This is a genomic window from Leptospira fainei serovar Hurstbridge str. BUT 6, from assembly GCF_000306235.2.
Lineage (GTDB): Bacteria > Spirochaetota > Leptospiria > Leptospirales > Leptospiraceae > Leptospira_B > Leptospira_B fainei.
In genome coordinates, this window is sequence record NZ_AKWZ02000010.1 from 1,202,249 (window position 1) to 1,225,295 (window position 23,047).

The following is a 23,047-nucleotide window of genomic DNA, read 5'->3' on the forward strand; positions in this document are numbered from 1 at the left end:
ATAATCCCTAGTAGTTCATGGCCGATAAGCACGATAAAGTTCCTGAAAATGCAGCAGGAAAGTTTTACATCGATAATACCTGCGTACCATGTAACGATTGCGTAGAAGAAGCCCCGATGCTTTTAAAATATACCGACGACGAATCAAAGGTTTACTTCCATCGCCAACCTCAAACTCCGGAAGAGCAAATTTGTGCTCGCAAAGCGAAAGAAATCTGTCCGGTAGAGGCGATCGGAGACGACGGAGAATAATTATATTTTCTAATACTCGAGTAATTTGCCTCGGATTACAACTTACCGCGTATTTCGCTTCTTTTCATCGGGAATTTCTTGCCTAACCTTCCCCGATAAAAATTCTGCAATCTAAAACAAAATCCGTTAGAGTTTTGCAACTTTTCTTCGTCTAACCCGTGTTTTCAGCCGGAAAAAAAGGTCTTATAATCGAGGCCTATGAAAGTGCGTGAAACTAGTGCGGTTATGCCTTCGCCGGTAAATGGTTTGGATTTCTTTCAGACTCTAGTTGAAAAAAGCCGGGATTTGATATGCCTCCATGACATAAACGGCATCTATCTTTACGCAAATCCAAGGGCCCACGAACTGACCGGATACAATTCGAGCGAATTGGTCAATCGCGATCCTTATGATTTCATTCATCCCGAAGACAGGGAAAAAGTTCGACGTGAATCGTATGATCTTGCAAAGCAAGGGGGAGTTCCTCCTTTAAGTGATTATCGTTTTCTGCATAAAAACGGAGCCTATGTTTGGCTTCAAACAGTGACACAGCCTATATCGGACGATTCAGGAAAGGTAAAATACCTTCATACCACTACGAGGGAAATAACCAATCAGGTATCCCTGACTGAGAAGCTAAAATTGGAAGAAAGGTTTTCTTGTCTAATGAGCGAACTCGCTCATGTCGGAGCTTGGGAATCCGATTTCCGGACGGGGACGATTTACTGGTCTTCCGAAGTATACCGAATATTCGAACGCGATGAGCGAAAGGGCATCGATAAGGTAGCAGTTTATTCGTATAGTCATCCTGAAGACCTTGCTATTGTCTCGTATTGCAATAAAAAATTGGGAGAAACGGGAGAGAGCTATTCGCTGGAGCATAGAATTATAGCCGAGTCCGGTCAGATTAAATGGTTAAGAAGTCAAGGAAAAGCGATTTACGTCGACGGTAAAATTACCGGAATCTACGGGGCGATTCAGGATATCACCCTTTCTAAAATCGTCGAAGAAGAGATTCGGCTGAGTGAAAAAAAGTTTTCATTAGCATTTCATAATTCAGGTATCGGAATTTTTTTACTCGATAAGGAAGGTCGGTTTTTAGAGGTAAACCAATCGTTTTCGAACCTTATTGGGTATTTACCGGAAGAACTATGGACGAAAAAATTCAGTGACATCACATTTTCGGAAGATATCGCCACTGGCCTTGAAATATTCGAGCGCGTACTAAGCGGCGAGAAGGAATCCGTTCAACTAATAAAAAGGTATGTCCATAAGAGAGGTTCTTTGATCTGGGCCCTGGTTACATCCGTCGCGGTTAGAAAAGATTCGGGTGAATTGATGTTCGTCGTCTCTCAAGTACAGGATATTTCGCGTAGGCGGACATTGGAAAATATTCTTAGAGAAAAGAATTCTCGTTTGAAATCGGTCGGGAAGAATCTTACCGAGAGAATCAACCAATTGGAAGAATTCAATCAGATCGTTTCGCATAATATTCGATCTCCTATCGGGAATATATCGACTTTAGTGAAATTCCTCGAGGAAGCCGAAACCGAGGATGAGAAAAAGGAATTTATAGAATATCTGAAGCAAGCTGCGAGTCAGTTACATTCTACATTAAACGAATTAGTTGAAGTCATTAAAATTCGACAGAATGCAAGGGTCTCGTCGGAGCAAATCTCCTTTGATGAAATATTCGCAAAAGTTCGATCCATGTTCTTGGGCCAAATTATGGAAGTTGGAGCCGATATTTTCGCCGATTTTTCTTCGGCGCCGGAAATTTTATATCCTAGAGTCTATTTGGAGAGCATTCTTCTTAATTTATTATCTAACGCTTTGAAATATAGGTCGCCAAAAAGGAAATTAATAGTCGCTTTTAGAACCCATTGGCAGAACAATAATTTGATTTTGGAAGTCGCAGATAACGGACTAGGAATGGATTTGAATAAGTACGGAAATCAAATCTTTAAGCTGCATAAAACGTTTCATAGGAATAAGGAAGGAAAGGGGTTAGGATTATTTATGACTAAAAATCAAGTCGAATCCCTCGGCGGCGAGATCATCGTAGACAGCGAAATTGATAGAGGAACGAAATTTCTCGTCCAACTGACGAAGGCAAATGAATTCTCGATTTAAAAAACAACGACTCTTATTGGTAGATGACGATGCAATCTTTGCCGCCATTGCCAAAAGAACGATCGAAAAGGTCGGAGTTGTGCATAGCTTTGAAGTCTTGTCGGACGGCGAGGAAGCGATTTCATTTTTGAGGGCACATACGACTGATCCGGATCGCATACCGGATTTGATTTTTCTAGATATTAATATGCCTTATATGGATGGGTGGCAGTTTTTGGAAGAGTATGCGATACTCGTGGATCGTCTTTTAAAAAAGCCGATTATTTATATGGTTAGTTCCTCGGTTGACGACGCCGACTTGAAGAAGGCAAAAGCGACACCGTACGTAAAAGACTACCTGATTAAACCGGTTTCAGTCGAATCCTTTCGAAAAATTTTAAGCCCGATAGGGGATTGATCCTTCGAAGGAGCGGACCTTCGTGTTCGTTTTTGCAACCCGCTTCGAATTTAAAATTCGTCACATCTTCGAACGGTCTATTCTACTGTCGAATCTCATTATGATCCTTATCGAAAACGCCTACTAAAATACCGTTTCCTTTGGAATCGATTCGTAATGCTCCGAATTTAGCGTTTGCAAATATTGGGCCGGCTCCTTCTTGAAAAAAGAATTCCTCCGCACCGAAACTAATTTCGGACTCGTGCCTATGATATTTGATTTTTCGTTCGTTCCCGGCCGTAGGTTCCAGTTCGTTTTGAAATCGAATAAATGTCGCTACTTTATTTTCGTCCAGGGAAAAGACGATATATCCGGAGCTGGATAGTTCCTCGGTAAAATTCGAACGAGTGATATCATATGCCAGTTGCATATAATCGCCTTGCATTAACGAACGAGGATCGACCGGTGCGAGGGTGAAAAGTACTAGCTCGCCGGTTTCTCGTAACCTTTCTTTTTTAAAAGTTTCAACTCCCACGATAAGGAGGATAACAGCTAGGTTTAAAAGAATAATCGGTTTCCTTAGTCTCTCTCTCATTCTTTTATATCCTTCTCCGCGAAAAGCTTCGTGAGCAAAAGATACGCCGATATGAATAAAATTCCCGATCCCAAAAGTACGTAAGATTTTACTAAGAGGGTCATTTTTAAGGAATAATAAAAATCGGTTAAGTATCCGGTGATTGATAGCAACCCAAGTACCAGAATGAATGTTAACTTCTGCCTGAAGCCTATTAAAATAAGCAAAACGGAAAAGGAAATTCCGGGAGCTTGTAGAGTCGATAGTAAAATGATGCTAATCCCCGCGATAGCTGAGATCGTTGTTATCAGATGTTCTTTCATGAAGGTACGAAAGCAATCCTGCAGATAAGCCGCTAAAACGACGATTCCGATTGCTCCTGAAATTCTCCAATCTGCCTGAAGTAATTCCCCCCTACTTACGGATAGTGAAGAAATTCCCGAAACGCAGAATGCTAGAGCATACACTGTCGGTAAAAAAAATTTTGGAATCAAAGGGCTATAAGTTATGAGTTCGGTTTCAAAGCGGAAGAGCAAAATTAACGATACGCCGGCCAAAGCCAATAAAAAATGAATGGCAGTGATGACTTCATTATGATATAGCAATGTTCCTGAAGCAGAAAAAAATAAGATGACTGAAATAAATCTTTGAATCCAAGTTCCCGACAGGAAATACAAAATCGTTTCTACAATTAATACTGTAAGGCTGATCGTATTCGTTTCAAGATGAGAGAATGCTATTCCGAGAAAAAATAGGATTTGGCCTAGGAATCCTAAGGAAACCAATAAAGGTTCGGATATTTTTCTTTCTTTGTCCAATAGCGGTATCGCAATCGAGCCGAGTAAAACGATTCCACCGAGATATTTAAGGCTGTCCGTCGTCTTAAGGATCTCCGCTAAAAATAGAAAGAGCAATATTAGTGAAGCGGCAAACCATGATCCGATGATTACAACTAAATGGACGTACCAGGGAGCATTATCGCCTTTGGAGCGAGTAAAGAAGGAGTTTAAGGTTTCTTCTTGTTGTTGATTTAGGTTGAGTTTTATCGTAATTTCTTTTAAGTTCATCCCTTTCTTTCCTCCTGTCTCCATTCATTCCTGACGTAAATAAGATGTTTGGCGCTCCACGCGGTGGCCGCGGTCAGTGCGATTCCTCCGAAGAAAAACAGTAAGATAAAATCATCCCAATCAAAATGCCTAACGATAAGCGAAAATACGAGTGTGATTCCCGAAAGCAAAGCTATTGCGAGCATTCCTAACCGCCGAATCATGCGTCTGTAAACGAAATAGATACCGACGGAAAAGAGAATCGAAAGACCGATCATAATAAAATCGCCGATTCCCTTTTGATCTCTGAATATGCTAAATATAGAACCCCATATCACGAAATAAAAGGCGATCACTCCGACCGAGTTCGGAAACCAAGCTGCGCTTTCTTTAGGCTCATTCCGATTTCTTGTTATTTCGTAGACTGCAATAAATCCTATGTTTATTAATAATGCGGTCGCGTATAGATAAGGGTTTTCATCTCGGAATAATATTTGTTTTCCATAAAGTTGAATCGTGGAGTTTAGCAAAACAATCCAAAGTAGCCAGAGAGGCGCGGAGTTTCCTGCCACCGCGAATCCTAAGCTAAGAAAGGTCCAGCCGATCAGTAAATCCACTGAATTGGCTCCGGTTTGATAGATTTGTCCGTAAACTGCGAGCAGGACCCCTGTTAGAATTGCGGCGGTAAATAAGAAAGCTTGATACGAATAACTTTCTTTCTTTTGAAAGAAAGATGCGATCGAAACGGCGGATAATGAACCTGCGATCAATCCTAATTTTGAAAATCTATGCATGCCTGTCCAGTTATAGGCGAAGAAGAAAATGACTCCCGACGCGAATAGAACCGAACCTAAGGCAAGAAATCCAATTCGAGCGAACTTAATCCATTCCGCTAGAGTAGGCTCCGGTGAGATCAGGGATAAAAACTTTCTTCCGTTTTTTTCATCCAGATTTAAAAGCTGGATCGCTTCATACGCTTCGCTTTTCTCAAAATTTTTCATAGGCACCGCTCAGGCTCGAATCGACTGAAAAAGAAGAATTTCCTTTTTAAAAAAGAAGTCGAGCACTTAAAGCATTCAAATAAGTTAGTTAGCTTACTTAAACGCTTTCCATATTACTTACTCGCCCTGTCCGAGAGAAAAAGCGCGCTTTCCTCCGAATTTATACAGGTTTTCGGTTTGGATGCTATCCAATCCTGCTTCCGAGATTTTTAAGAGAAGCTTTCCTATTTGTTCGGGTTGGATTTTTATAAACCCGTCGCCCATCTCCGAATCGGGTGTATCGGGATGAATAAATCTGCATCTCCAGTGGTCGGTAAGAAATGTCTCGGGCGCTCCGTTCGGATAAACTTTAACTCCCCGATTTGTAACCATGCGAAGTTTTAAATCTGCGGATAAGCTAGAAAGTTTCTTACCCAATTCGTCGGGCGATCCGGACGACCAGTCCAAGAATACGTCTACGCCGACCAATTCCTTTTGTATCGGAATTCTCTTATATTCGGGAATATGAATCGCCTTTGCCTTCCCGAATGAAATCGGTTTAAATCTTTCAGGTAGATGACCTAGGTTTCCGATAACCGCATCCGAAAATTCCTTCGTTCCAACTTTAATCCGACTGACTCCTGCTTTGAAAATATCTCCGGTATGAATTCCTTCTTCAATCGTGAGAAGCCAAGCGTTCTGAATTTTTGCAGCGATATCGGGTTGGCCTAAGTGAACGAGCATCATAACTGCCGCGTTTAAGAGCCCGGATGGGTTGGCCATATTTTTTCCCGCAATGTCCGGCGCGGAACCGTGAATGGCTTCAAACATTGAGACAATCTGTCCTATATTCGCCGACCCGGCCATCCCGACGGAACCTGCTACCTGCGCAACGATATCGGAAATAATATCTCCATATAGATTTAATGTCACGACAACATCATATACTTGCGGGCGTTCCGCTAAATGGGCTGCGCCGATATCTATAATTTCGCTATGTGATTCGATATCCGGATAATCTTTTGCGATTTCTTTAAACACGTCATGAAAGAGTCCGTCAGATTGTTTCATGATATTGTCTTTTACCATTGCAGTGACTTTTTTTCTTCCGTAGGCCTTCGCATATTCGAACGCATAACGGATGATTTTTTCCGATCCTGGACGCGATATCAATTTAAGACATTGTACTGTGTCAGTGGTTTGTTTATGTTCGATTCCGGTATAAAGATCCTCTTCATTTTCTCGAACGATCACTACGTCGAGTTGAGGATGTTTAGTATCCACGTACGGATACAAAGAAATGCAAGGGCGAACGTTTGCAAAAAGACCGAGAGTAGTACGGACGGTGACATTTAAACTTTTATAACCTCCGCCTTGTGGAGTCGTAATCGGGGCTTTTAAAAAAACTTTCGTTTCACGGAGTATGTCCCAGGCGGAAGGTTCTATTCCGGCGCTATGTCCCTTCTTATAGACTTGCTCGCCGATTTCTATAAAAACCGGTTCGATCTTCGCTCCGGCTGCTTCCAAAATCCGAAGAGTCGCATCCATTATCTCCGGTCCGATTCCGTCTCCTTTCGCTACGGCAATTCTTTTTTTAGCGGTCATGCTAGCCCTCCCGGCTATACGCTCATTTGAATAGAACGTAAAGGTTGGTCAATCCGGATTGCTATCGATTGATTCGACGCAGACGGGAAGTATTTTCTATTTTAGTTATGGAATGGGAACCGATTAAGGATTGATCTGGTAAAGGGAAAGTCGACGGCGATCTAAAAAGATAGGTCGACGACTTTCTTACTTGGATCTCCTTCCTCGGGGGTAATTTACGGATGCAAAGCGCTTGTCGTAAATTTGTTACCAGAACCGAAATTCGACGAAATCACCGACTTCAAGCGATTCTCGATTTGATGGATGTAAAGCAATTCCGTCGGAAAATAATCCCGCCCGAATATCTCCGCTGCCGTTAAATAGTTTGGGCGATACACCCGTTCTCTCGCTCGTTTCCAGGACCGCAGGGAAGTATTCGGAGAGCTGGTTTTTCTTTTTTCTAGATCCTAGAAACGGAAGTCGTAAGAATTGTTCGGAATTCATACCTAGAAATTTTCGAATATAAGGTTCTACGAAAATACGAGCGCATACCTGGACGCTGAACGGGTTTCCGGGCAATCCAAAGACAGCCGTTTTATTTCTCTTTCCGAACCAAATCGGTTTCCCGGGTTTTATCAAAACTTTATGAAATAACTGCTCTACCGTTAAACTTTTGAGAACGGGAGGAATCAAATCAAGGTTTCCCATCGATACGCCTCCCGATAACAAAAGAATATCCGATTCCAATCCTTTTGCGAGAGCTTCGCGTATTTTAGATTCGTCATCGGGCACTAAAGCAACGAATTCGGGTTCGATTCCGAACTTCGATAAAAAGGAAAGTAACGAATAGGAATTGGAGTCCCGAATTTGCCAGGGCAAAGGATCCTGCTCCATCGATACGACTTCGTTCCCGGTCGAAACGATGCTAACTTTTGGGGTTTCGGAAACTTTAATGGTCCGTTTTCCGAGAGAGGCCAACAAAGAAATCGCCGCCGCCGAAAGCGTTTCTCCGCCCGAAAATACGACATCTCCTTTTTTAAGATCCTCTCCTTGTAACGCGATATTTAAGTATTTCTTTATGGACTTTGTCTCGAATCGAACTTCGCCGATCGCGTCTTGTTCCCTACTATCTTCCACTTTTATGACTACGTTCAATCCGTCGGGAACGGGAGCGCCGGTCATGATTCTGACGGCCTCTTCTTCGGGAGATAGATCGATCGACATGCCGGCCGAAACTTCCCGTTTATATTTGTAGACGCGCTCCGTCGAAAAACCTTCATCACGAACGGCAAAACCGTCCATCGTAGCCCTATTGAACGGAGGATAATCTCGATCTGCAGCTACTGATTGAGCAAGCACTCGACCGATCGCGCTTTTTAGGGGAACTGTGACGAAGGAGGCAGATTCCGCCTGATTTAAGATTTGGGAAATCGCTTCCTCTACCGAGATCAATGTCCTTCTCCCCGCATCATTTTTTTTGCATGGAATATTGCCGGAAGAATTGCCTGTAAACTTTCCTTCGATCCATTCGTACTTCCTGGTACGCAGATAATCAATGTTTTTCCGATTCTGCCGGCCAAAGAGCGGGATAGCATTGCAAACGGAGTTCGATCTTGACCGAAGGCTCTCATGGTTTCCGCAATCCCCGGAATTTCTTGTTCTAGAATACTTTTGATCGTATCCGTAGTATTGTCTCGAGGTCCGAGGCCGGTTCCGCCGGAGGTTACGACTAAATCTATTTTTTTATCGGCCCAACTTAGAACCATTTTTCGAATTTCCTCGGGTTCGTCCGGAACGATTTTTCGCTCCACAATCTCTACGCCTTGTTCTCTTAACAATTCTTCGATTGCGGAACCTGAACCGTCCTCTCTCTTCCCCTCGAATGTGGAATCGGAACATATCAGGATCGCCGCCCTTGAACCGGCGGCAAATTTAGCGATATGGGAATCGCTCTTACCTCCTTTCTTTTCTAAAAGACGAATGGCCGAGATTTCCAATTCCTTATCTATCGGTTTAAGAAGATCATAAATTACGAGAGCGGCGATCGAAACCCCGGTCAAAGCTTCCATCTCGATTCCGGTTTTTCCGATCGATTTTGCGGATGTTAGAATTCGAATCGCATTCTTTTCTTGAAGAACTTCGAATTCTACGGAAAAGAAATCTATCGGAACCGGGTGGCAATGAGGAATGAGTTCCGACGTTTTTTTGGAGGCTAATAGTGCGGCGGCTTTTGCGACTCCGAAAAGATCGCCTTTTGGAAGATTATTTTGTTGGATTCGGACGACAGTCTCCGGCTTACAAAAGACGAACCCTTCCGCTTGTGCAGTTCGCAAGGTGATTCGTTTTCCCGTAATATCATTCATAGATCTTCTCCGATCGATTCGCAGCAACGATGAATCAAGAGAACCATCTGCATATTAAATCACCAAGGATTTTATTCTTAAAAATAAACCGTATAAGCTTAAAAGCCCGGCGTTGAATTTCAAAAATGAAGCTATTAATAAAATTAGAAAAAAATCGACAGTAAATGGCCGAATTCGGGCATCTTAGGAATGTTTCAATTTGTTAAGGATTGAAAAAGAACGGTTATTCGCTATCTAAGTCGATATCCGGTCGATCGCCGGCAAATTCTTCCTGGGAGTAAATCACTTCTAAAACATCGTCCATCCAATCCGGTGCACCGGTCGATAACGGATCGTTGATCCGATATTTTTCTATTATACGACTATGCTTTAGGATCTGTTCCTTGGTTGTAGCGTTCATATTATTAGCTTCGGTCGAAACGGGGAAAAGATTTCGCCTACCTTGAAAAAATAAGGAAATATATTTCTAGAAAGTACAAGGATTTTTTGTAATTCTTACTAGAAAAATTCCCGATATCTTCGTCGGGCTTTAACGGCGCCAACGGGGTTTCCGTCTATTGTCTGTTAAAAGAAGAACCCGATGTATTCTTTCGATAACATCGGGTTCTAGATTTATGGTTCGATTTATAGATGCTAATTCTAATCGAAAACAAAAGGAATTAGAATAATTCGTTACCTTTGAAGAAAAAGCTGATTTCCAACGCCGCATTATCATCGGAGTCTGAACCATGCACCGCATTCGCTTCTTTACTTTCCGCAAATAATGCGCGTATCGTTCCGGGGGCAGCTTCCTTAGGATCGGTCGCTCCGATAACATCTCTCCAATGTTGGACCGCGTTTTCTCTTTCCAGAGCGGCCGCAACAATCGGCCCGGAAGACATATAACTGCATAGATCATTGTAGAAAGGTCGAGCGGAGTGAACTTTATAAAATTGCTTAGCGTCTTCCAGAGAAAGTTTGAGGTATTTCAGACCGAGAATTTTAAATCCTTCCTTTTCGATCCGCTGAAGGATGTCTCCGACGTGCTTATTTTTTACGCCGTCGGGTTTAATCATAATAAACGTTCTAGCCATTGGTTTTCCTTATTTCGATAGTTTTTTAAGTAATGCTTTGCTTACGATATCCGGTACTTGGGCGGATACATCGCGACCGTGTCTTGCTACTTCCTTAACGATCGTCGAAGATACGAAAGAATACTCGTTGGAAGACATTAGAAAAATCGTTTCGATTTCCGGCGCCAGCTTCTTGTTCATGAGAGAAATTGCATATTCGTAATCGAAATCGGTGACTGCTCGTAGGCCCCTGATAATGCTCTTTGCGCCCCGCTTCCTGCAATAATCGACGGTCAATCCCTCGAAGGTATCGATCTCCAAATTGGACCAGCCTTCCGTAACTTGCTGAATAAAGCCCAATCGTTCTTCGATCGAAAAAAGAAAACTTTTACTCGAGTTTACGGCAACCCCGATGATGACTTTATCGAAGAGACCCATGGATCTCTGGAGGATATCTACGTGACCGTTTGTCAGCGGGTCGAAAGAGCCGGGGTATATCGCGATTCTTGTCATTTTTTTCTTAATCTCGCGGCTTCTTTAGCGGGAAGTCCGTACAAATTTATGAATCCTTCGGCGTCTTTTTGGTTATAGAGTTCCTCTTTTTCAAAGGTCGCCATTTCAGGATTGTACAATGAGATTTGGGATTTTCTCCCTACAACCGTCGCGTTTCCTTTATAAAGTTTTAGTTTTACCGTTCCGGTGACAAATCTTTGTGTCTCGGAAATGAAGGCTCGAACGGCGGCCATCCGAGACGAGAACCAATGCCCGTTATATATGAGTTCCGCCAATTCGATGGAAAGTTTATCTTTATGATGCTGCGTATCTCGATCGATCGTGATGGATTCGAGGTCTCTATGTGCATGAAATAAGATCGTTCCTCCGGGAGTCTCGTAAACTCCTCTAGATTTAATTCCTACCAGTCTGTTTTCCACGATATCGACGCGGCCAATCCCGTGCTTCCCTCCAAGAGTATTAAGGAGTTCCATCACTTCCAACGGATTCATTTTTTTGCCGTTTACCGCGACGCAGTTTCCTTCTTGAAAATCCAATTCCACGTATTCAGGGGAATCAGGAGCTTTCTCCGGCGATACAGTAAGCAAAAACATATCTTCGTTCGGTTCTTTATATGGATCTTCTAAGATTCCGCCCTCGTAAGAAATATGCATAAGGTTACGATCCATTGAGTAGGGTTTTGATGCGGTCACCGGCACCGGAATCCCTTTCGATTTTGCATATTCGATAAGATCGGCTCTTCCTCCGAAACTCCAGGTTCTCCAGGGCGCTATGATTTCCTTTTCCGGAGCCAGAGATTTAAACGCTAATTCGAACCTTACTTGGTCGTTTCCTTTTCCCGTTGCTCCGTGTGCGAAGGCGTCCGCTCCTTCTTTTTTGCCGACTTCGGCCATCGCTTTCGCAATAAGCGGACGCGCTAAGGATGTACCTAACAAGTAACGCATTTCGTAAATCGCGTTCCCCTGGATTGCCGGAAAAATGAAATCCCGAGCGAACTCTAAGCGAAGATCTTCAATATATACTTTCGACGCCCCGGTCTTAATTCCTTTCTCTTCCAAACCGGTCAGTTCTTCTTTCTGGCCTACGTCGGCGGTAAAGGCTACGACTTCACAGCCATAGCTTTCTTTTAACCAGGTCAAGATAACGGAAGTGTCCAATCCACCCGAGTATGCGAGTACGATCTTTTTAATATTCTTTTGAGCCGCCATTCTAAGGATAGGGAATTCGGTCGAGCCCATCCGACAAGTCAGATTTTAGCCGGATAGGAACACTTTGACTTACTATTTGGGATCGTAATTAATGAATCTCACGCCGGAGGAAATGAGCCGAAAGGCGCTTAAAGGGATAATCCTAATATTGCTTTATATTCGACCCAAAATTAGAGTTTTGGAACCCAATTCAACTTTTCGGAAAGCTTTCGAAGTATGAGCACAAGCGCATAGGTGTCCATACGACAATATTTCTTCAGATCCGATTGCACCCTTTTTCTCTCCTCTTCGCTTACCGTTTCCGTTTTAATGCGTAAGAATTCCGAATTCGCTAAGTAACCGGCGTTAATGGTCAAATTTTTATAATTCTCTCCGGTTAAAACCGGAAGAACGGATTTGAGAGAAGTCGTGCCGTCCTGGTCCGGATGATAATAATCAAAATCCCAGAATGGAAGGGCTAAGTCCAGAAAGTCCGATTCAATGGATTCAAACCAGTTTCGGAATTCAGGAAAAACATGTACCGACTCTTTCAGACAACGTTTTTCGAACGTATCGTTGAACGCTAAGATCGTACCTCCGGCGCTGATCCTTTCTGAGAGGCACTGCAAAATACCCAATCTCGGATCGGTAATATTATCGTCGATGTACGAAAATTCCTCGGGTTCTTCCCTTAAATTACCGCGAAGCACATGAAGAGAAAATAGGAACGGGATATGTTGAAAGGGATTTGATTTATGATAAATCGGTACAGGCGGGTTAATAGTTTCGAAATCCAAGAAATACAGCGGAAATCGTAGCTTATCCATAAATCGGAGAAGATTCTCCTTATTAAGATATTCTGTTCCGTTTTTTACGGCATTAATTTGGATTTTTTGTCTGGCGGTAAATTCATCGTAGTCGGTGATTTCAGAAAGATTTCGAATTCCTGCTTCCCACAAACGAAGGGTTTCCTCTTTTCCTTCTCTTAACGAGAATAAATCTCCTGGACGGGAATCGGATAGACAATTGTCCGGATAATGACAGCTTCGAGGATGCTCGCAGGATTTCACATTTGCCCTCGATGGAAGAGAAATCTCTTCTAGGACTTCCAGCATTCTAAAAGCGCGCTCCCTAGTATTTGGAAGGGAAGCCAGCGATTCCTTACTAACATCCTTGCGGATAAAGAGAGCGTTCGGATCGACATCTCCGCCTTGATATAAATACTTAGAATTCAAAAATAATAATGTAGTTTGAACGACGGGAAAGCCTGCTTCCTCCATGACCATTCTTAAAAAAGATAATTCTTGCGAGTAAGACTTCTTCATCGAGGAGGAAGCCTTAACCACGACGATCTCCCAACCGTTCGGCCTCGGGAGAAGAAAGTCGGCTCGAAAATCGAAAAAGTCGGTTTGAAATGCGGCCCCGCGAACGGCTTCGTTTTTGGCCAACATCGCTCTAGTTGTACGATCGTTGTATCTGGCGTGAATTGCCTCGGGGTAAAATCGATTTGCGATCTCTCGTAAGATCGATTTTTGCTTAGGGGAAATATACTGATTCTGAGCCTCGACGGATTTTGCTGTAGGATCTTTGACCTGAATCCAAAGTTTCAATTCGCAATGGAGTCCGGCTTGGTATGCCGATCTCCCTAAGCGCGGAAGCCCCTCCTCTCTATATGGAGCTAGAACTTGGAATAGTAATTTTCTGCGGATATTATCAGGAAAGAGAAAGGAGAACCGCCTCGCAGCGGTTCTCACAAATCTTGGAAAACTAACCCGGAAGAGCCTCAGGTTCGTAACCTTATCGTCGCGGAATTATCGCGACGGGCTTGGTTTAAGCCAAAAGGACCTTAATGTCTTTCGGACTAGAGGCGCTGTAAATTTTGTTTTCGGAAGATTCCAAATTAGCCTGGGTTAATTTCTGAGAAACTACGCTAGGTCCGAAATCTATTCCCACTAATTTAGGAGTCTTTGCGAAAGTCGACATCGCTTTATTCCAATGTAGAGCTTTAATCAGAACTTCTCTGAACAAAGGAAGTGCGACGTCCGACTCGTTCTGAAAATTTCGTCCGTCGAAAATCGAGAAGACCGGAATTTTCAAATCGGATCCTTTATAAGCGAAACCGATTCTTTCCATGTCCTTCGGAACGGAATTTTCGGTGCTTTCCATTAGCGGGCAATGAAAAGGAGCAGTCGTTCTGAGATATACGAATTTAACTTTTCTTTCGTCCATCTCGGCCTTATATTTTTTGCGGAATAAAAGAAGCTTATCCGGATCCCCCGAAATGATGTTCGAATCGGGAGTGTTGTAAAGAGAAACGTAAAGCGCTTTCAATCCGGAGAGTCCTAACTCGGAGTTGATCGTTTTTACTCTCTCATCCAGTTCGGTCGGGGAATATCCGATTACAGCAACCATCGGAGACGGTTGCTTATCACCGATCTCTTCATTGCCTTTTAGCAAATCTTCCGTCGGGCTGAATATGCCGTATTGCTCTTGGGCACGGTATCCAAGATACAGAACGAACTTCAGAAATTTTGAAAATTCTTTGTAAAACTCAGAACCTTCTTTGCCGAGCGCAATCAATACCGCCGGGATGACGCCTTGGCTATGCCCTGTCGAACCGATTGCATTCGATATCAATTCGGATGTTGGAAATCCTTTATGAGTCAAGGAGACGTAATTTCCGACTTGGGTAAGGAAGATTCCGACGATGGAGACGGTGGCGCTGCAAAGGTAACTTTCGTCAGGAGCCGATTCCGGATTCTTTAGCCAGGATTCGAAGTCATAGCCTTGAGGAATGTATTTTTTATCGAGATGGGGAAGTTCTTCCGCAAGACATTTAAAGGCGTTATCGAAGAATTCCTTTAGGGACGGGTCCGATTCATAGAGCTTCGAGAGTTCTTTTAACCAAGGAGATCCTTGTCCTCCGAATTGAAGGAATAGTCGGTTGCCTTGTGCTTTGGCTTCGTTTAGGAAGTTTGCTATTGCCATGGAATGCCTTATACTGTAGTCGTTAAAGGATGCTTTCCTTCCAAGCCTGGGTTTCGCAATTCTTTTTTCCTCTTGTTTTAAATCGATGGGAATGTTTAAGGAGAACGATCGTTCCAGTCCTCTTGATTGCAATTTCATATCGACTTGGCATTAATTCATAATAGCCTATTATGCCGGAAAATGATTGACCCCCATTCCTCGGTGTGAGGTATTCTTCTCCAAACCCTTCTATAAAGAAATTTCTCCAATCTCCGGTATTTCCGGAAAAGAAAGCAGTATGATAAAAGTAAGGAACCTTTCCAAATTCTACGGAAAGAAACTGGCCATTGACCGGTTGAACTTTGAGCTGAAAGAGGGCGAGATCGTCGGCCTTCTCGGCTTGAACGGAGCCGGAAAAACTACGACCATTCGAATTTTAACGGGATACCTAATCGCAACCGATGGAATCTGCGAGCTAGACGGTTTGAATACCTTTGAACACCCTCTTCAGGTGAAGAGAAAAATCGGTTATCTTCCTGAAACTCCTCCCCTCTATCCCGAACTGACGGTATCGGAATACCTTGTCTTTGTTTCACGCATCAAACAAATCGATGAAGAGAACATTCAATCCGAGCTCGAAAGAGTCTGTTCGTTAACCGACCTTTCCAATGTAAAAGATAAAGTGATCGAAACTCTTTCACTCGGATTTAAAAAACGCGTCGGCATTGCGCAGGCCATCTTGGGAAATCCCGAAGTCATCATCATGGATGAACCGATCTCCGGTCTGGATCCGAAACAAATCGTCGAAATCCGAAGCTTGATTCAAAGCTTGCAGGAAAAACACACGATTTTGCTTTCGAGTCATATTCTTCCCGAAGTTTATAAAACGTGTAATCGGTTCCTATTTCTCCATAATGGAAGAATCGTATATCAATGCGATCGATCGGAGTTGGAAAAAGAAATGGAAAATCTATCCGGTTTGGAAGTAACACTTTCAGGCAAGCCTAAAGCGGAAATCGAAGCGTATCTAACCGGGATTTCGAATAAGGTCGGAGCTACGATCCGTTTTGTCGGAGAGGAGCAGCAAGGGATTACTTTTCTAGTAAATACCGGATCGGAAAGAAAGTTCAAAGAAGAACTTTATCTCGGAATTAATTCGTCGGGAATCCTGCCTGAATATATACGTAAGCAGGACGTGACCCTGGAACAAATCTTTATGAACAAAGTTTAAGGGACAATATTGATGTTTCGTAATATAAAATGGATTTTTTGGAAGGAAGTGAGGGTGTTCTTCGGAACCTACCTTGCTCCTTTAGTGTTGGGTGGTACGGCGTTCCTAAATTCCCTTTTTGTCCTAATACTTAATTTTAATTCGGGGACGAATTACGCGGAGACGACGGTCGTAACGTTCATTTCCTTTATGAGCACGATCTTAATCGCAATGCTGATCGTTTCCATGGGATCGATTACGGAAGAAAGAAATCGAGGAACTCTAGAGTTACTCTTTACAGCCCCCGTAACGGACTTAGAAATCGTAGTCGGAAAGTTTTTATTCGGCGCCTTCGTTTGTTTGATCGTTTCGGTTTTGGTGGACGGACTCTTTCCTTTATTCTTATATTTCTTTTGGAAAGCTCCTTTGTATATCGTTGTATCCGGAACTATCGGAGTTTTTTTGCTCGGGTTGTTTACGTTTGCAGTGGGCTTATTCGGTTCAAGTTTAGGAAAGAATCAGATGATATCGATGCTGATTTCCATTATGATTCTACTAACGCTTTGGGTAATCGGATTTTTCTCGTATCTCTTTGATGCGGTTACGAGGAAAGTTTTATTTCATTTGCACATTTTCTCCCATTTTATCGGATTTTCGAAAGGAGTACTTCCTTTGAATAGCATCGTTTTCTTTTTGAGCGGAACGATATTCTTTTTATATTTAACCGTCAAGGTTCTCGAATCTAGGAGGTGGAGAGGATGAAGAACGAATTACTTCGCCGAATTCTTTCCTGGGGATCCATCCTAGGCCTGCTTCTTTTCTTCCCGATTTATGACAGCTTGATTTCACTCGGTTCCAAATTGGGTTTTTCCTTAGGAGTCCTCGCACTATTCATCGCGGCAGGAAGTGTTTCTTTTTTAATTCCGAAGAAAGATGAAAAGGATACGAATCAGCTGGTTTCTTCCGGATTGGGCATCGGCGCACTAGGAATTTATTTCTTACGATCTTATTTGGAAGACTTTGCTCTCCAGAAAGGAGGCGCCGCTCCCGTCTGGATCTCTTCTGTCAGGGAATTCCTATTAGTGCTTTTGGTTCTTTTCGTTCTCGGAAGTTTTTTTCTAGGCTTATTAAGGGAATGGGAAAGGGAATCACTGGGCGCTCAGTCCAGTTTAAAGTCGTCCAAGCAAGGCTTGATTCGCGATTTCCTTTTAGGTACGGGCATTTTGCTCTTGATTATCATCTTGGCGAATTACGTTTCCAGCATCAGAAATCATAATTTCGATTTAAGTTCGCAAGGACAGTTCTCTTTTTCCTTGGAAGCAAAAAAACTTCTGAAACAGCTTCCGGAAGGTGAACTCGATGTTATCGCCTTTTATCCAAGGCCTTTGGAAAACTCGCCGAGTTCGGATAAGTCAAATTCGCTTGCTTTACGGAGAATTCGTCCCGATCTCGAAATCTTGTTAGGTCAGCTTACGTCGATTCATCCCGCTTTTAAAGTAAAGTTCATTAACGCGGATGTGGAATTGGACGAGCTAGCGGAGTTCGGTCAGGTTTCGAACGGAACCGTGCTTGTGCGCTTTAAGAAAAAAGGCGCGACCGGTGTTGAAAAATTTCCTGAACAGCGAATTAGCGTAAAGGATAAGTCCGACCTGGAAGATTTTGAAAGAAAGCTCGTTCAGGCGGTCGTTAACGTGACAACGGGCGAACGAAAGATCTACTTTACTGAATCTAACGGCGAGCGATATTCTCAGATATTTCAAAATTTACCGAATGAAAGATTAAATCGCCTCAGTGCAGGCTTAGCGTTTTTGAATTTCAAGGTTTTTGGATTGGGATTTAAGGATGGTTGGCCTCCGAAGGTTCCGGACAATGCGGATCTTTTAGTAATTACGGGCCCGACCGTACCGTTCGGCCCGGAGGCAAGAATCGCAATCTTAGATTACGTTTTGAAGCGAAACGGTAAAGTTCTGATTACGATCGAACCGAAAGGAGGAGAAACTTTCGATTGGCTCTTATCGGAAGCCGGCTATAGTTTTGTCAAAACCGGTTTTTCTCAGGTTCCATCCCAACCGGGAGTTATCGTAACTAAATCCTTTCGCAAACATCCGATCGAAGAATCTCTTTCCAAGAAAGAACTGGGCATAGTATTTCCGTATTCCGGCTACTTCGAAGCTAAGGAGATTCAAGGAAATAAGAAGCAATTCGATTCCTTTATTCTTTTGGAAAGCGGCGGAGACGCATACCTCGACCCGAATCAAAATGGCAAACAAGATCCGGGCGAAGAAAAAAAGAATCTTCCCGTTGGGCTCGTTCTGCAAACAATCCGGAAAACCGAAACTTCTCCGGCGGATGTAATTCCCGGCGCTCCTGCGATTCCTTCCGTTCCGAATGATTCCGCCGCTAAAGAACAAGGAAGAATCGTTATTTATTCCGGAACTTCTTGGTTAACGGATCAATATCTTCCTTTTGCGGCCAACTATGAACTCGCTAGTTCCTCGACTACCTGGATGTATCAGAATTTAAGTCTACCTGCTATCGCTCCTAAGAAAGAAGAGATCCAAACTGTTTCACTTACCGACGGGCAAAAGCGGGCGGTTTGGATCTTAGGTATGTTCGTCTTTCCCGGGTTAATTGCAGGATTGGGTTCGATTTATGTGATTCGAAGAAGAAAAATCGGGAGGAAGGATGAGAACTAAACTCTACCTTCTTTTCGGTTTGGTCGCTCTTCTATTTATCGTATTCCTTTTGTTGGAAGATCGAAAAGAAGATCTAACCGAAATCACCTATTGGAAATTACCGCTTGATAAATTGGAGTACGTTCCCCCAAGCAAGGAATGGATCGATGAAACGGGGGAAAATTTTTATAAAAGCCCGTTCTCTATCTTTTTGAAGGAAGGCGTCAAAAAAGGGGGCCAATTCTTTCTAGTTTCATCTATGGATGAAGAAACCGGAACGAAGATCGAGTACGAAGGCGGGTATAACGCTGAAAATACGTTTCGGGATCTAGGGCAACTTAAGGTGAAAGATTCCGAATCTCTTGCAGAAGGAGCTTCGATATCTTCTTCGTTGGATTTGGGTGAAGGAGCTCCTCGGTTAATTTTATATTCGGGAAATCGAACCAAGACTCTCCGTTTCGGTAAAAAACATTCGAACGGTTCTACTCGTATCGTGTTAGAGGAAGGAACGCCACGAGCTTTACTTTCGGCTTACTCGTATATTTTCGATCGATTCCAAAAAGGTCCGGACGATTTTCGCCAAAGGCAACTTGTTTTTCCCGGAAAGGAGTCGGTGAAGGAAATTTATTATTTGGAAGAAGGCGGAAAGCCGATCCGTATTGATAATCACCCCTATCAAGAAAACGGAGCGAAACGGAACTATTGGCGCCGGATTTCGGGAAAAATCATATTATTGGACCCGAAAGTAGGTGAAGATTTATACCGAGCGACGATTAATCTAAAAGTAGAGTTGTACCCGGATCAGGAAAAAGGAGCCGGCTTCAAAGTCGGAAATCTATTGGCTCCGGAAGGTTCGGAGTCTCAATTTTCTTTGGCTACAATGAAAATTTTGTTAACCGACGGAGATGAAATTACATTTCGTTTTCATAAACCTACGGAAATTGGAGACAAGAAATATATTCCTACGATCAGAATTTGGAACGGAATCTTTAAGGAACCCCCTTTTTACGTGACAGAGGAATCCTTTCGTAAAATCAAAGAGAGTGCGGGCTTGGTAGAGCTGGCTGTACCAAGAATTTCACCTCAGTCTCCTAAGAAGAAATGATTCCAATATCGCAAATAGAATCGGTATCCGAAGTCGATAAGGCAAAACTTTCGTTGTTAGAAAGGTTATTTCGGTCGCCTGAGGAAGCGTTCGATCTATATCTTAGAGAGCCGCTTTTAGGTCGAAAGGAATTGTTTCGATTGCATTATGCCCTTTGGATCTTAGGGCCTATCGCGAAATTTTCCGGCAACATAATTCGCATCGCGTTTGAATGGATTTTTGCCGAAGAAGTAAGTACTACGGTCTTTTCCGGCATAATCGCTTCGATTGTCGCTTATCCAATTATATTATTCGTCGTGTTTCAGCTGGATGTTCTTCGGGTATTTTACCAAAAGATAGATCGAACGAAAGGGGAAGGTTTTCCCCCGGCCGACGTTTTAACGATCGCATTTCTTCCATTTTCCGCTTCTTCGATTTTTTGGATTCTGCCTTCGCCTTTTCATGCGTTGTTTATAGGCATCGCATTCTTATTTTCCTATTATCTTTGTTTTGTTGGAATGAGGAGAGTCAGCGGTTGCGAAGCCAAAGAGTTCTTGATTTTCTCGTTAACATCCGCGGCTTATTTGCTTAGCCTTGCTCTGGTATTTACGATCGTATATAATATCTTTAGGACGCTCTTAAATTGAAGATTCATCTAATCGGAATCGGCGGCATTGCCATGGGGAATCTAGCTTCGATGCTTCGGAGTTTAGGCCATGAAGTTTCCGGTTCGGATTCGGGCGTATATCCGCCTATGTCCGACAAGCTGAAGGAATGGGGAATTCCCTATGCAGAGGGATTCGATCCGGCCCGTCTCAAAGGAAAAGATCTAGTCGTAATCGGTAATGCGATCTCTCGCGGAAATCCGGAAGTAGAGGAAGTTTTAAACGGAGGCATGGAATATGCATCCATGTCTTCGGCTTTGGAACGCTATATTTTAGCGGCGAAGAAGGTAGTAGTTGTAGCAGGGACTCACGGTAAGACCACCACTACGTTTTTGATACATTATTTGCTGAAGGAAGCCGGATTGAATCCCGGTCTCTTTGTGGGTGGAATTCGTCAGGACGGTTTTCCGGGATTTGAGAATGGAAACGGCGAATACTTTGTAATCGAAGGAGACGAATACGATACTGCTTTCTTCGATAAAGCTTCCAAGTTTCTGCATTATCGACCGACGTATGCGGTATTAAATGCATTAGATTTTGATCATGCAGATATTTTTAAGGATATCGGAGAAATCGAAACTATGTTTGCCCGCCTATTACGGTTGGTTCCAGGTAAGGGAAAGGTTTACTATTGGGCCGGCGCCGCTAATTTAAAAAAACTATGTAGGGATGCGTCTAAGTTTTTACGTTCGGAATCGTTCGAGTATAATAGAAAGGATTCCGTTCTATCGTGGAGGAAGGGAAATTTAGTTTCCGGTCATCGCGTTCTTCGTCCTCGTTTTTTCGGGGATCATAATTATAGAAACGCCGAAGTAGCGCTTCGGGTTTGCGAAGAAATCCTAAAAAAAGAAGGTAAATCGGAGCCAAGACCGGTCTTGCTGGATGCACTGGAAAAATTTCCGGGTGTTAAACGACGTCAAGAGATCCTATTCGAGTCAGCCAAAACGATAGTGATCGAAGATTTTGCTCATCATCCGGTAGCCGTGCAAGAGACGATTAAATCGGTCAGAAAAGTTTTTCCCGATCATAAGATCATTAGTCTTTTTGAACCTAGAAGTGCGACTTCGCATAGAAACGTGTTTCAAAAGGAGTATTCCTTTGCATTTAACGGCTCCACCGTATCATTTATTACGGAAATCTTTAATTTTAAAAAGGTTTCAAAGGAAAATCGACTGGATGTAAAAAAACTGATTTTAAAGCTTCCGAAGCACTCGGGAACTTTACCCTTCTATTGTAAGGATCCTAAAGACTTGATTCTGAAATTAAGGAAAATCCTTCCCCAATTCGAAGGGGAGAAAATTCTGATCTTAGCTATGTCCAACGGGGCTTTTGGCGGAATTTATCCTTTACTTAAGGAAATTGCGGGATCAAGAAAATGAATTTATCGGAAGAATTGGACAAGATTTATTCGGAGGCTACCGGCCTCATTTCATCCTCCGTTGACGAAGCGGAGTTGGATAGGAATAAAAACGAATATTTAGGTAAGAAGGGTAAGCTTACTTCAGTTCTAAAGAATCTCGCCTCACTTTCTATCGAAGAAAAAAAAACGATCGGTGGAAAAGCAAATGATCTTTCTCGGAAATTGGAAGAGTTCGTCGTTCAGACCCGCGAGAATTTAAAATCAAAAACTTTCAACGAATTGGCCTCGAAAGAATGGTTTGATGTTCTTCGTCCCGTCGATTCCTCCGAGTCGGGAACATTGCATCCCATCTCGCATATCCAATACGAAGTGGAGGATATTTTTACTTCGATGGGATTTGAAATTTGGGACGGTCCCGAGGTCGAAACCGATTTTAATAATTTCAGCGCGCTCAATTTTACGGAAGATCATCCGGCGAGAGATATGCAGGATACGTTCTATCTGGATGACGGCAATTTACTTAGAACTCATACTTCCCCCATTCAGGTTCGTGCATTAAGAAAATTGAAACCCCCGTTTCGGATCATAGCGCCGGGTCGGGTTTTCAGATACGAAGAGGTCGATGCTTCGCACGAAACTTGTTTTTATCAAATAGAGGGAATGGTCGTCGGAAAAGATATCTCTGCCGGAAATATGATTTATACGATGGACGTTCTTCTATCAAGAATCTTCGAGAGGGACGTAAAAACGCGTCTTCGTCCGGGATTTTTCCCGTTTGTAGAGCCGGCTTTCGAATTGGATATCAACTGTCAGGTTTGCGGCGGCGTCGGCTGTTCGGTTTGCAAGCATTCAGGTTGGTTAGAGCTTATGCCATGCGGTCTCGTTCATCCTAACGTTTTTAAATTGAACGGCCTAAACCCGGAAGAATGGACCGGCTTTGCGTTTGGACTCGGCCTGGATCGGCTTGTGATGATGAAATACGGAATACATGATATCCGCTATCTGCATTCCGGCAATCTCCGCTTCTTGAAGCAATTTTAAGGAGCAT

General features: G+C 43.0%; 22 protein-coding genes. 10 read left to right on the plus strand and 12 right to left on the minus strand.

What is annotated here, in order from left to right; all coding sequences use genetic code 11:
- Window positions 1-17 precede the first annotated feature (17 nt).
- From LEP1GSC058_RS14790 to LEP1GSC058_RS14800, 3 genes are all read left to right on the plus strand, one after another.
- Window positions 18-251, plus strand: a complete 234-nt coding sequence (locus LEP1GSC058_RS14790; protein WP_039948420.1) for a ferredoxin — start codon at window positions 18-20, stop codon at window positions 249-251.
- A 198-nt stretch (window positions 252-449) separates the two neighbouring features.
- Entirely contained in the window at window positions 450-2,363 is a 1,914-nt protein-coding gene (locus tag LEP1GSC058_RS14795; RefSeq protein WP_016549598.1) for a PAS domain-containing protein, read from the plus strand.
- Complete coding sequence (locus LEP1GSC058_RS14800; RefSeq protein WP_016550530.1) at window positions 2,347-2,760, plus strand: response regulator; 414 nt, start codon at window positions 2,347-2,349, stop codon at window positions 2,758-2,760. The genes LEP1GSC058_RS14795 and LEP1GSC058_RS14800 overlap by 17 nt, the downstream gene beginning before the upstream one ends.
- 82 nt (window positions 2,761-2,842) lie before the next feature.
- Here LEP1GSC058_RS14800 and LEP1GSC058_RS14805 read toward each other — a convergent pair whose 3' ends face one another.
- The 12 genes from LEP1GSC058_RS14805 to LEP1GSC058_RS14855 form a co-directional block, all read right to left on the minus strand.
- On the minus strand, window positions 2,843-3,334 hold the full coding sequence (locus LEP1GSC058_RS14805) for a GDYXXLXY domain-containing protein (RefSeq protein WP_016549342.1): 492 nt from the start codon (window positions 3,332-3,334) through the stop codon (window positions 2,843-2,845).
- The gene (locus LEP1GSC058_RS14810; protein ID WP_016549991.1) at window positions 3,331-4,380 is read right to left on the minus strand and encodes a DUF4401 domain-containing protein; all 1,050 of its coding nucleotides are present in this window, start codon (window positions 4,378-4,380) and stop codon (window positions 3,331-3,333) included. The genes LEP1GSC058_RS14805 and LEP1GSC058_RS14810 overlap by 4 nt, the downstream gene beginning before the upstream one ends.
- On the minus strand, window positions 4,377-5,360 hold the full coding sequence (locus LEP1GSC058_RS14815) for a DUF2157 domain-containing protein (protein ID WP_016549503.1): 984 nt from the start codon (window positions 5,358-5,360) through the stop codon (window positions 4,377-4,379). The genes LEP1GSC058_RS14810 and LEP1GSC058_RS14815 overlap by 4 nt, the downstream gene beginning before the upstream one ends.
- A gap of 117 nt (window positions 5,361-5,477) precedes the next feature.
- The gene (locus tag LEP1GSC058_RS14820; protein WP_016550998.1) at window positions 5,478-6,944 is read right to left on the minus strand and encodes an NADP-dependent isocitrate dehydrogenase; all 1,467 of its coding nucleotides are present in this window, start codon (window positions 6,942-6,944) and stop codon (window positions 5,478-5,480) included.
- A 246-nt stretch (window positions 6,945-7,190) separates the two neighbouring features.
- Window positions 7,191-8,375, minus strand: coding sequence for a molybdopterin molybdotransferase MoeA (locus tag LEP1GSC058_RS14825; protein WP_016550000.1), 1,185 nt, complete (start codon window positions 8,373-8,375; stop codon window positions 7,191-7,193).
- Window positions 8,372-9,286 (minus strand): bifunctional molybdenum cofactor biosynthesis protein MoaC/MoaB, encoded by a 915-nt coding sequence (gene moaCB / locus LEP1GSC058_RS14830; protein WP_016550461.1) that lies wholly within the window; start codon window positions 9,284-9,286, stop codon window positions 8,372-8,374. The genes LEP1GSC058_RS14825 and moaCB overlap by 4 nt, the downstream gene beginning before the upstream one ends.
- A gap of 223 nt (window positions 9,287-9,509) precedes the next feature.
- Complete coding sequence (locus LEP1GSC058_RS20355) at window positions 9,510-9,686, minus strand: hypothetical protein (protein WP_016549926.1); 177 nt, start codon at window positions 9,684-9,686, stop codon at window positions 9,510-9,512.
- 259 nt (window positions 9,687-9,945) lie between these two features.
- Complete coding sequence (locus LEP1GSC058_RS14835; RefSeq protein ID WP_016549594.1) at window positions 9,946-10,359, minus strand: nucleoside-diphosphate kinase; 414 nt, start codon at window positions 10,357-10,359, stop codon at window positions 9,946-9,948.
- 9 nt (window positions 10,360-10,368) lie between these two features.
- On the minus strand, window positions 10,369-10,851 hold the full coding sequence (gene coaD, locus LEP1GSC058_RS14840; protein ID WP_016550524.1) for a pantetheine-phosphate adenylyltransferase: 483 nt from the start codon (window positions 10,849-10,851) through the stop codon (window positions 10,369-10,371).
- Window positions 10,848-12,059, minus strand: a complete 1,212-nt coding sequence (locus tag LEP1GSC058_RS14845; RefSeq protein WP_016549573.1) for an argininosuccinate synthase — start codon at window positions 12,057-12,059, stop codon at window positions 10,848-10,850. The genes coaD and LEP1GSC058_RS14845 overlap by 4 nt, the downstream gene beginning before the upstream one ends.
- Window positions 12,060-12,229: 170 nt before the next feature.
- Window positions 12,230-13,792, minus strand: coding sequence for a DUF2779 domain-containing protein (locus LEP1GSC058_RS14850; RefSeq protein ID WP_084680413.1), 1,563 nt, complete (start codon window positions 13,790-13,792; stop codon window positions 12,230-12,232).
- Window positions 13,793-13,868: 76 nt separating this feature from the next.
- Window positions 13,869-15,026 carry an ACP S-malonyltransferase gene (locus tag LEP1GSC058_RS14855; protein WP_039948682.1) on the minus strand — a complete coding sequence of 386 codons (1,158 nt, stop codon included), beginning with the start codon at window positions 15,024-15,026 and terminating at the stop codon, window positions 13,869-13,871.
- 277 nt (window positions 15,027-15,303) lie between these two features.
- Here LEP1GSC058_RS14855 and LEP1GSC058_RS14860 point away from each other — a divergent pair, with 277 nt between their 5' ends.
- Genes LEP1GSC058_RS14860 through pheS form a run of 7 tightly spaced genes read left to right on the plus strand, consistent with a single transcriptional unit; the run spans window position 15,304 to window position 23,040 of the window.
- Window positions 15,304-16,236, plus strand: a complete 933-nt coding sequence (locus LEP1GSC058_RS14860; protein ID WP_039948683.1) for an ABC transporter ATP-binding protein — start codon at window positions 15,304-15,306, stop codon at window positions 16,234-16,236.
- Between the two features lie 12 nt (window positions 16,237-16,248).
- On the plus strand, window positions 16,249-16,977 hold the full coding sequence (locus tag LEP1GSC058_RS14865; protein ID WP_016550187.1) for an ABC transporter permease: 729 nt from the start codon (window positions 16,249-16,251) through the stop codon (window positions 16,975-16,977).
- On the plus strand, window positions 16,974-18,911 hold the full coding sequence (locus LEP1GSC058_RS14870; RefSeq protein ID WP_016549431.1) for a motility-associated ABC transporter substrate-binding family protein: 1,938 nt from the start codon (window positions 16,974-16,976) through the stop codon (window positions 18,909-18,911). The genes LEP1GSC058_RS14865 and LEP1GSC058_RS14870 overlap by 4 nt, the downstream gene beginning before the upstream one ends.
- Window positions 18,901-19,995: a hypothetical protein gene (locus LEP1GSC058_RS14875; protein WP_016550554.1), complete on the plus strand. Its 1,095-nt coding sequence runs from the start codon at window positions 18,901-18,903 to the stop codon at window positions 19,993-19,995. Before LEP1GSC058_RS14870 ends, LEP1GSC058_RS14875 begins: the two co-directional genes overlap by 11 nt.
- Complete coding sequence (locus LEP1GSC058_RS14880; protein ID WP_016549454.1) at window positions 19,992-20,621, plus strand: hypothetical protein; 630 nt, start codon at window positions 19,992-19,994, stop codon at window positions 20,619-20,621. The genes LEP1GSC058_RS14875 and LEP1GSC058_RS14880 overlap by 4 nt, the downstream gene beginning before the upstream one ends.
- Window positions 20,618-22,018 carry a UDP-N-acetylmuramate--L-alanine ligase gene (locus tag LEP1GSC058_RS14885; RefSeq protein WP_016550183.1) on the plus strand — a complete coding sequence of 467 codons (1,401 nt, stop codon included), beginning with the start codon at window positions 20,618-20,620 and terminating at the stop codon, window positions 22,016-22,018. The genes LEP1GSC058_RS14880 and LEP1GSC058_RS14885 overlap by 4 nt, the downstream gene beginning before the upstream one ends.
- Window positions 22,015-23,040 (plus strand): phenylalanine--tRNA ligase subunit alpha, encoded by a 1,026-nt coding sequence (gene pheS / locus LEP1GSC058_RS14890; RefSeq protein WP_016549441.1) that lies wholly within the window; start codon window positions 22,015-22,017, stop codon window positions 23,038-23,040. Before LEP1GSC058_RS14885 ends, pheS begins: the two co-directional genes overlap by 4 nt.
- Window positions 23,041-23,047: the final 7 nt, after the last annotated feature.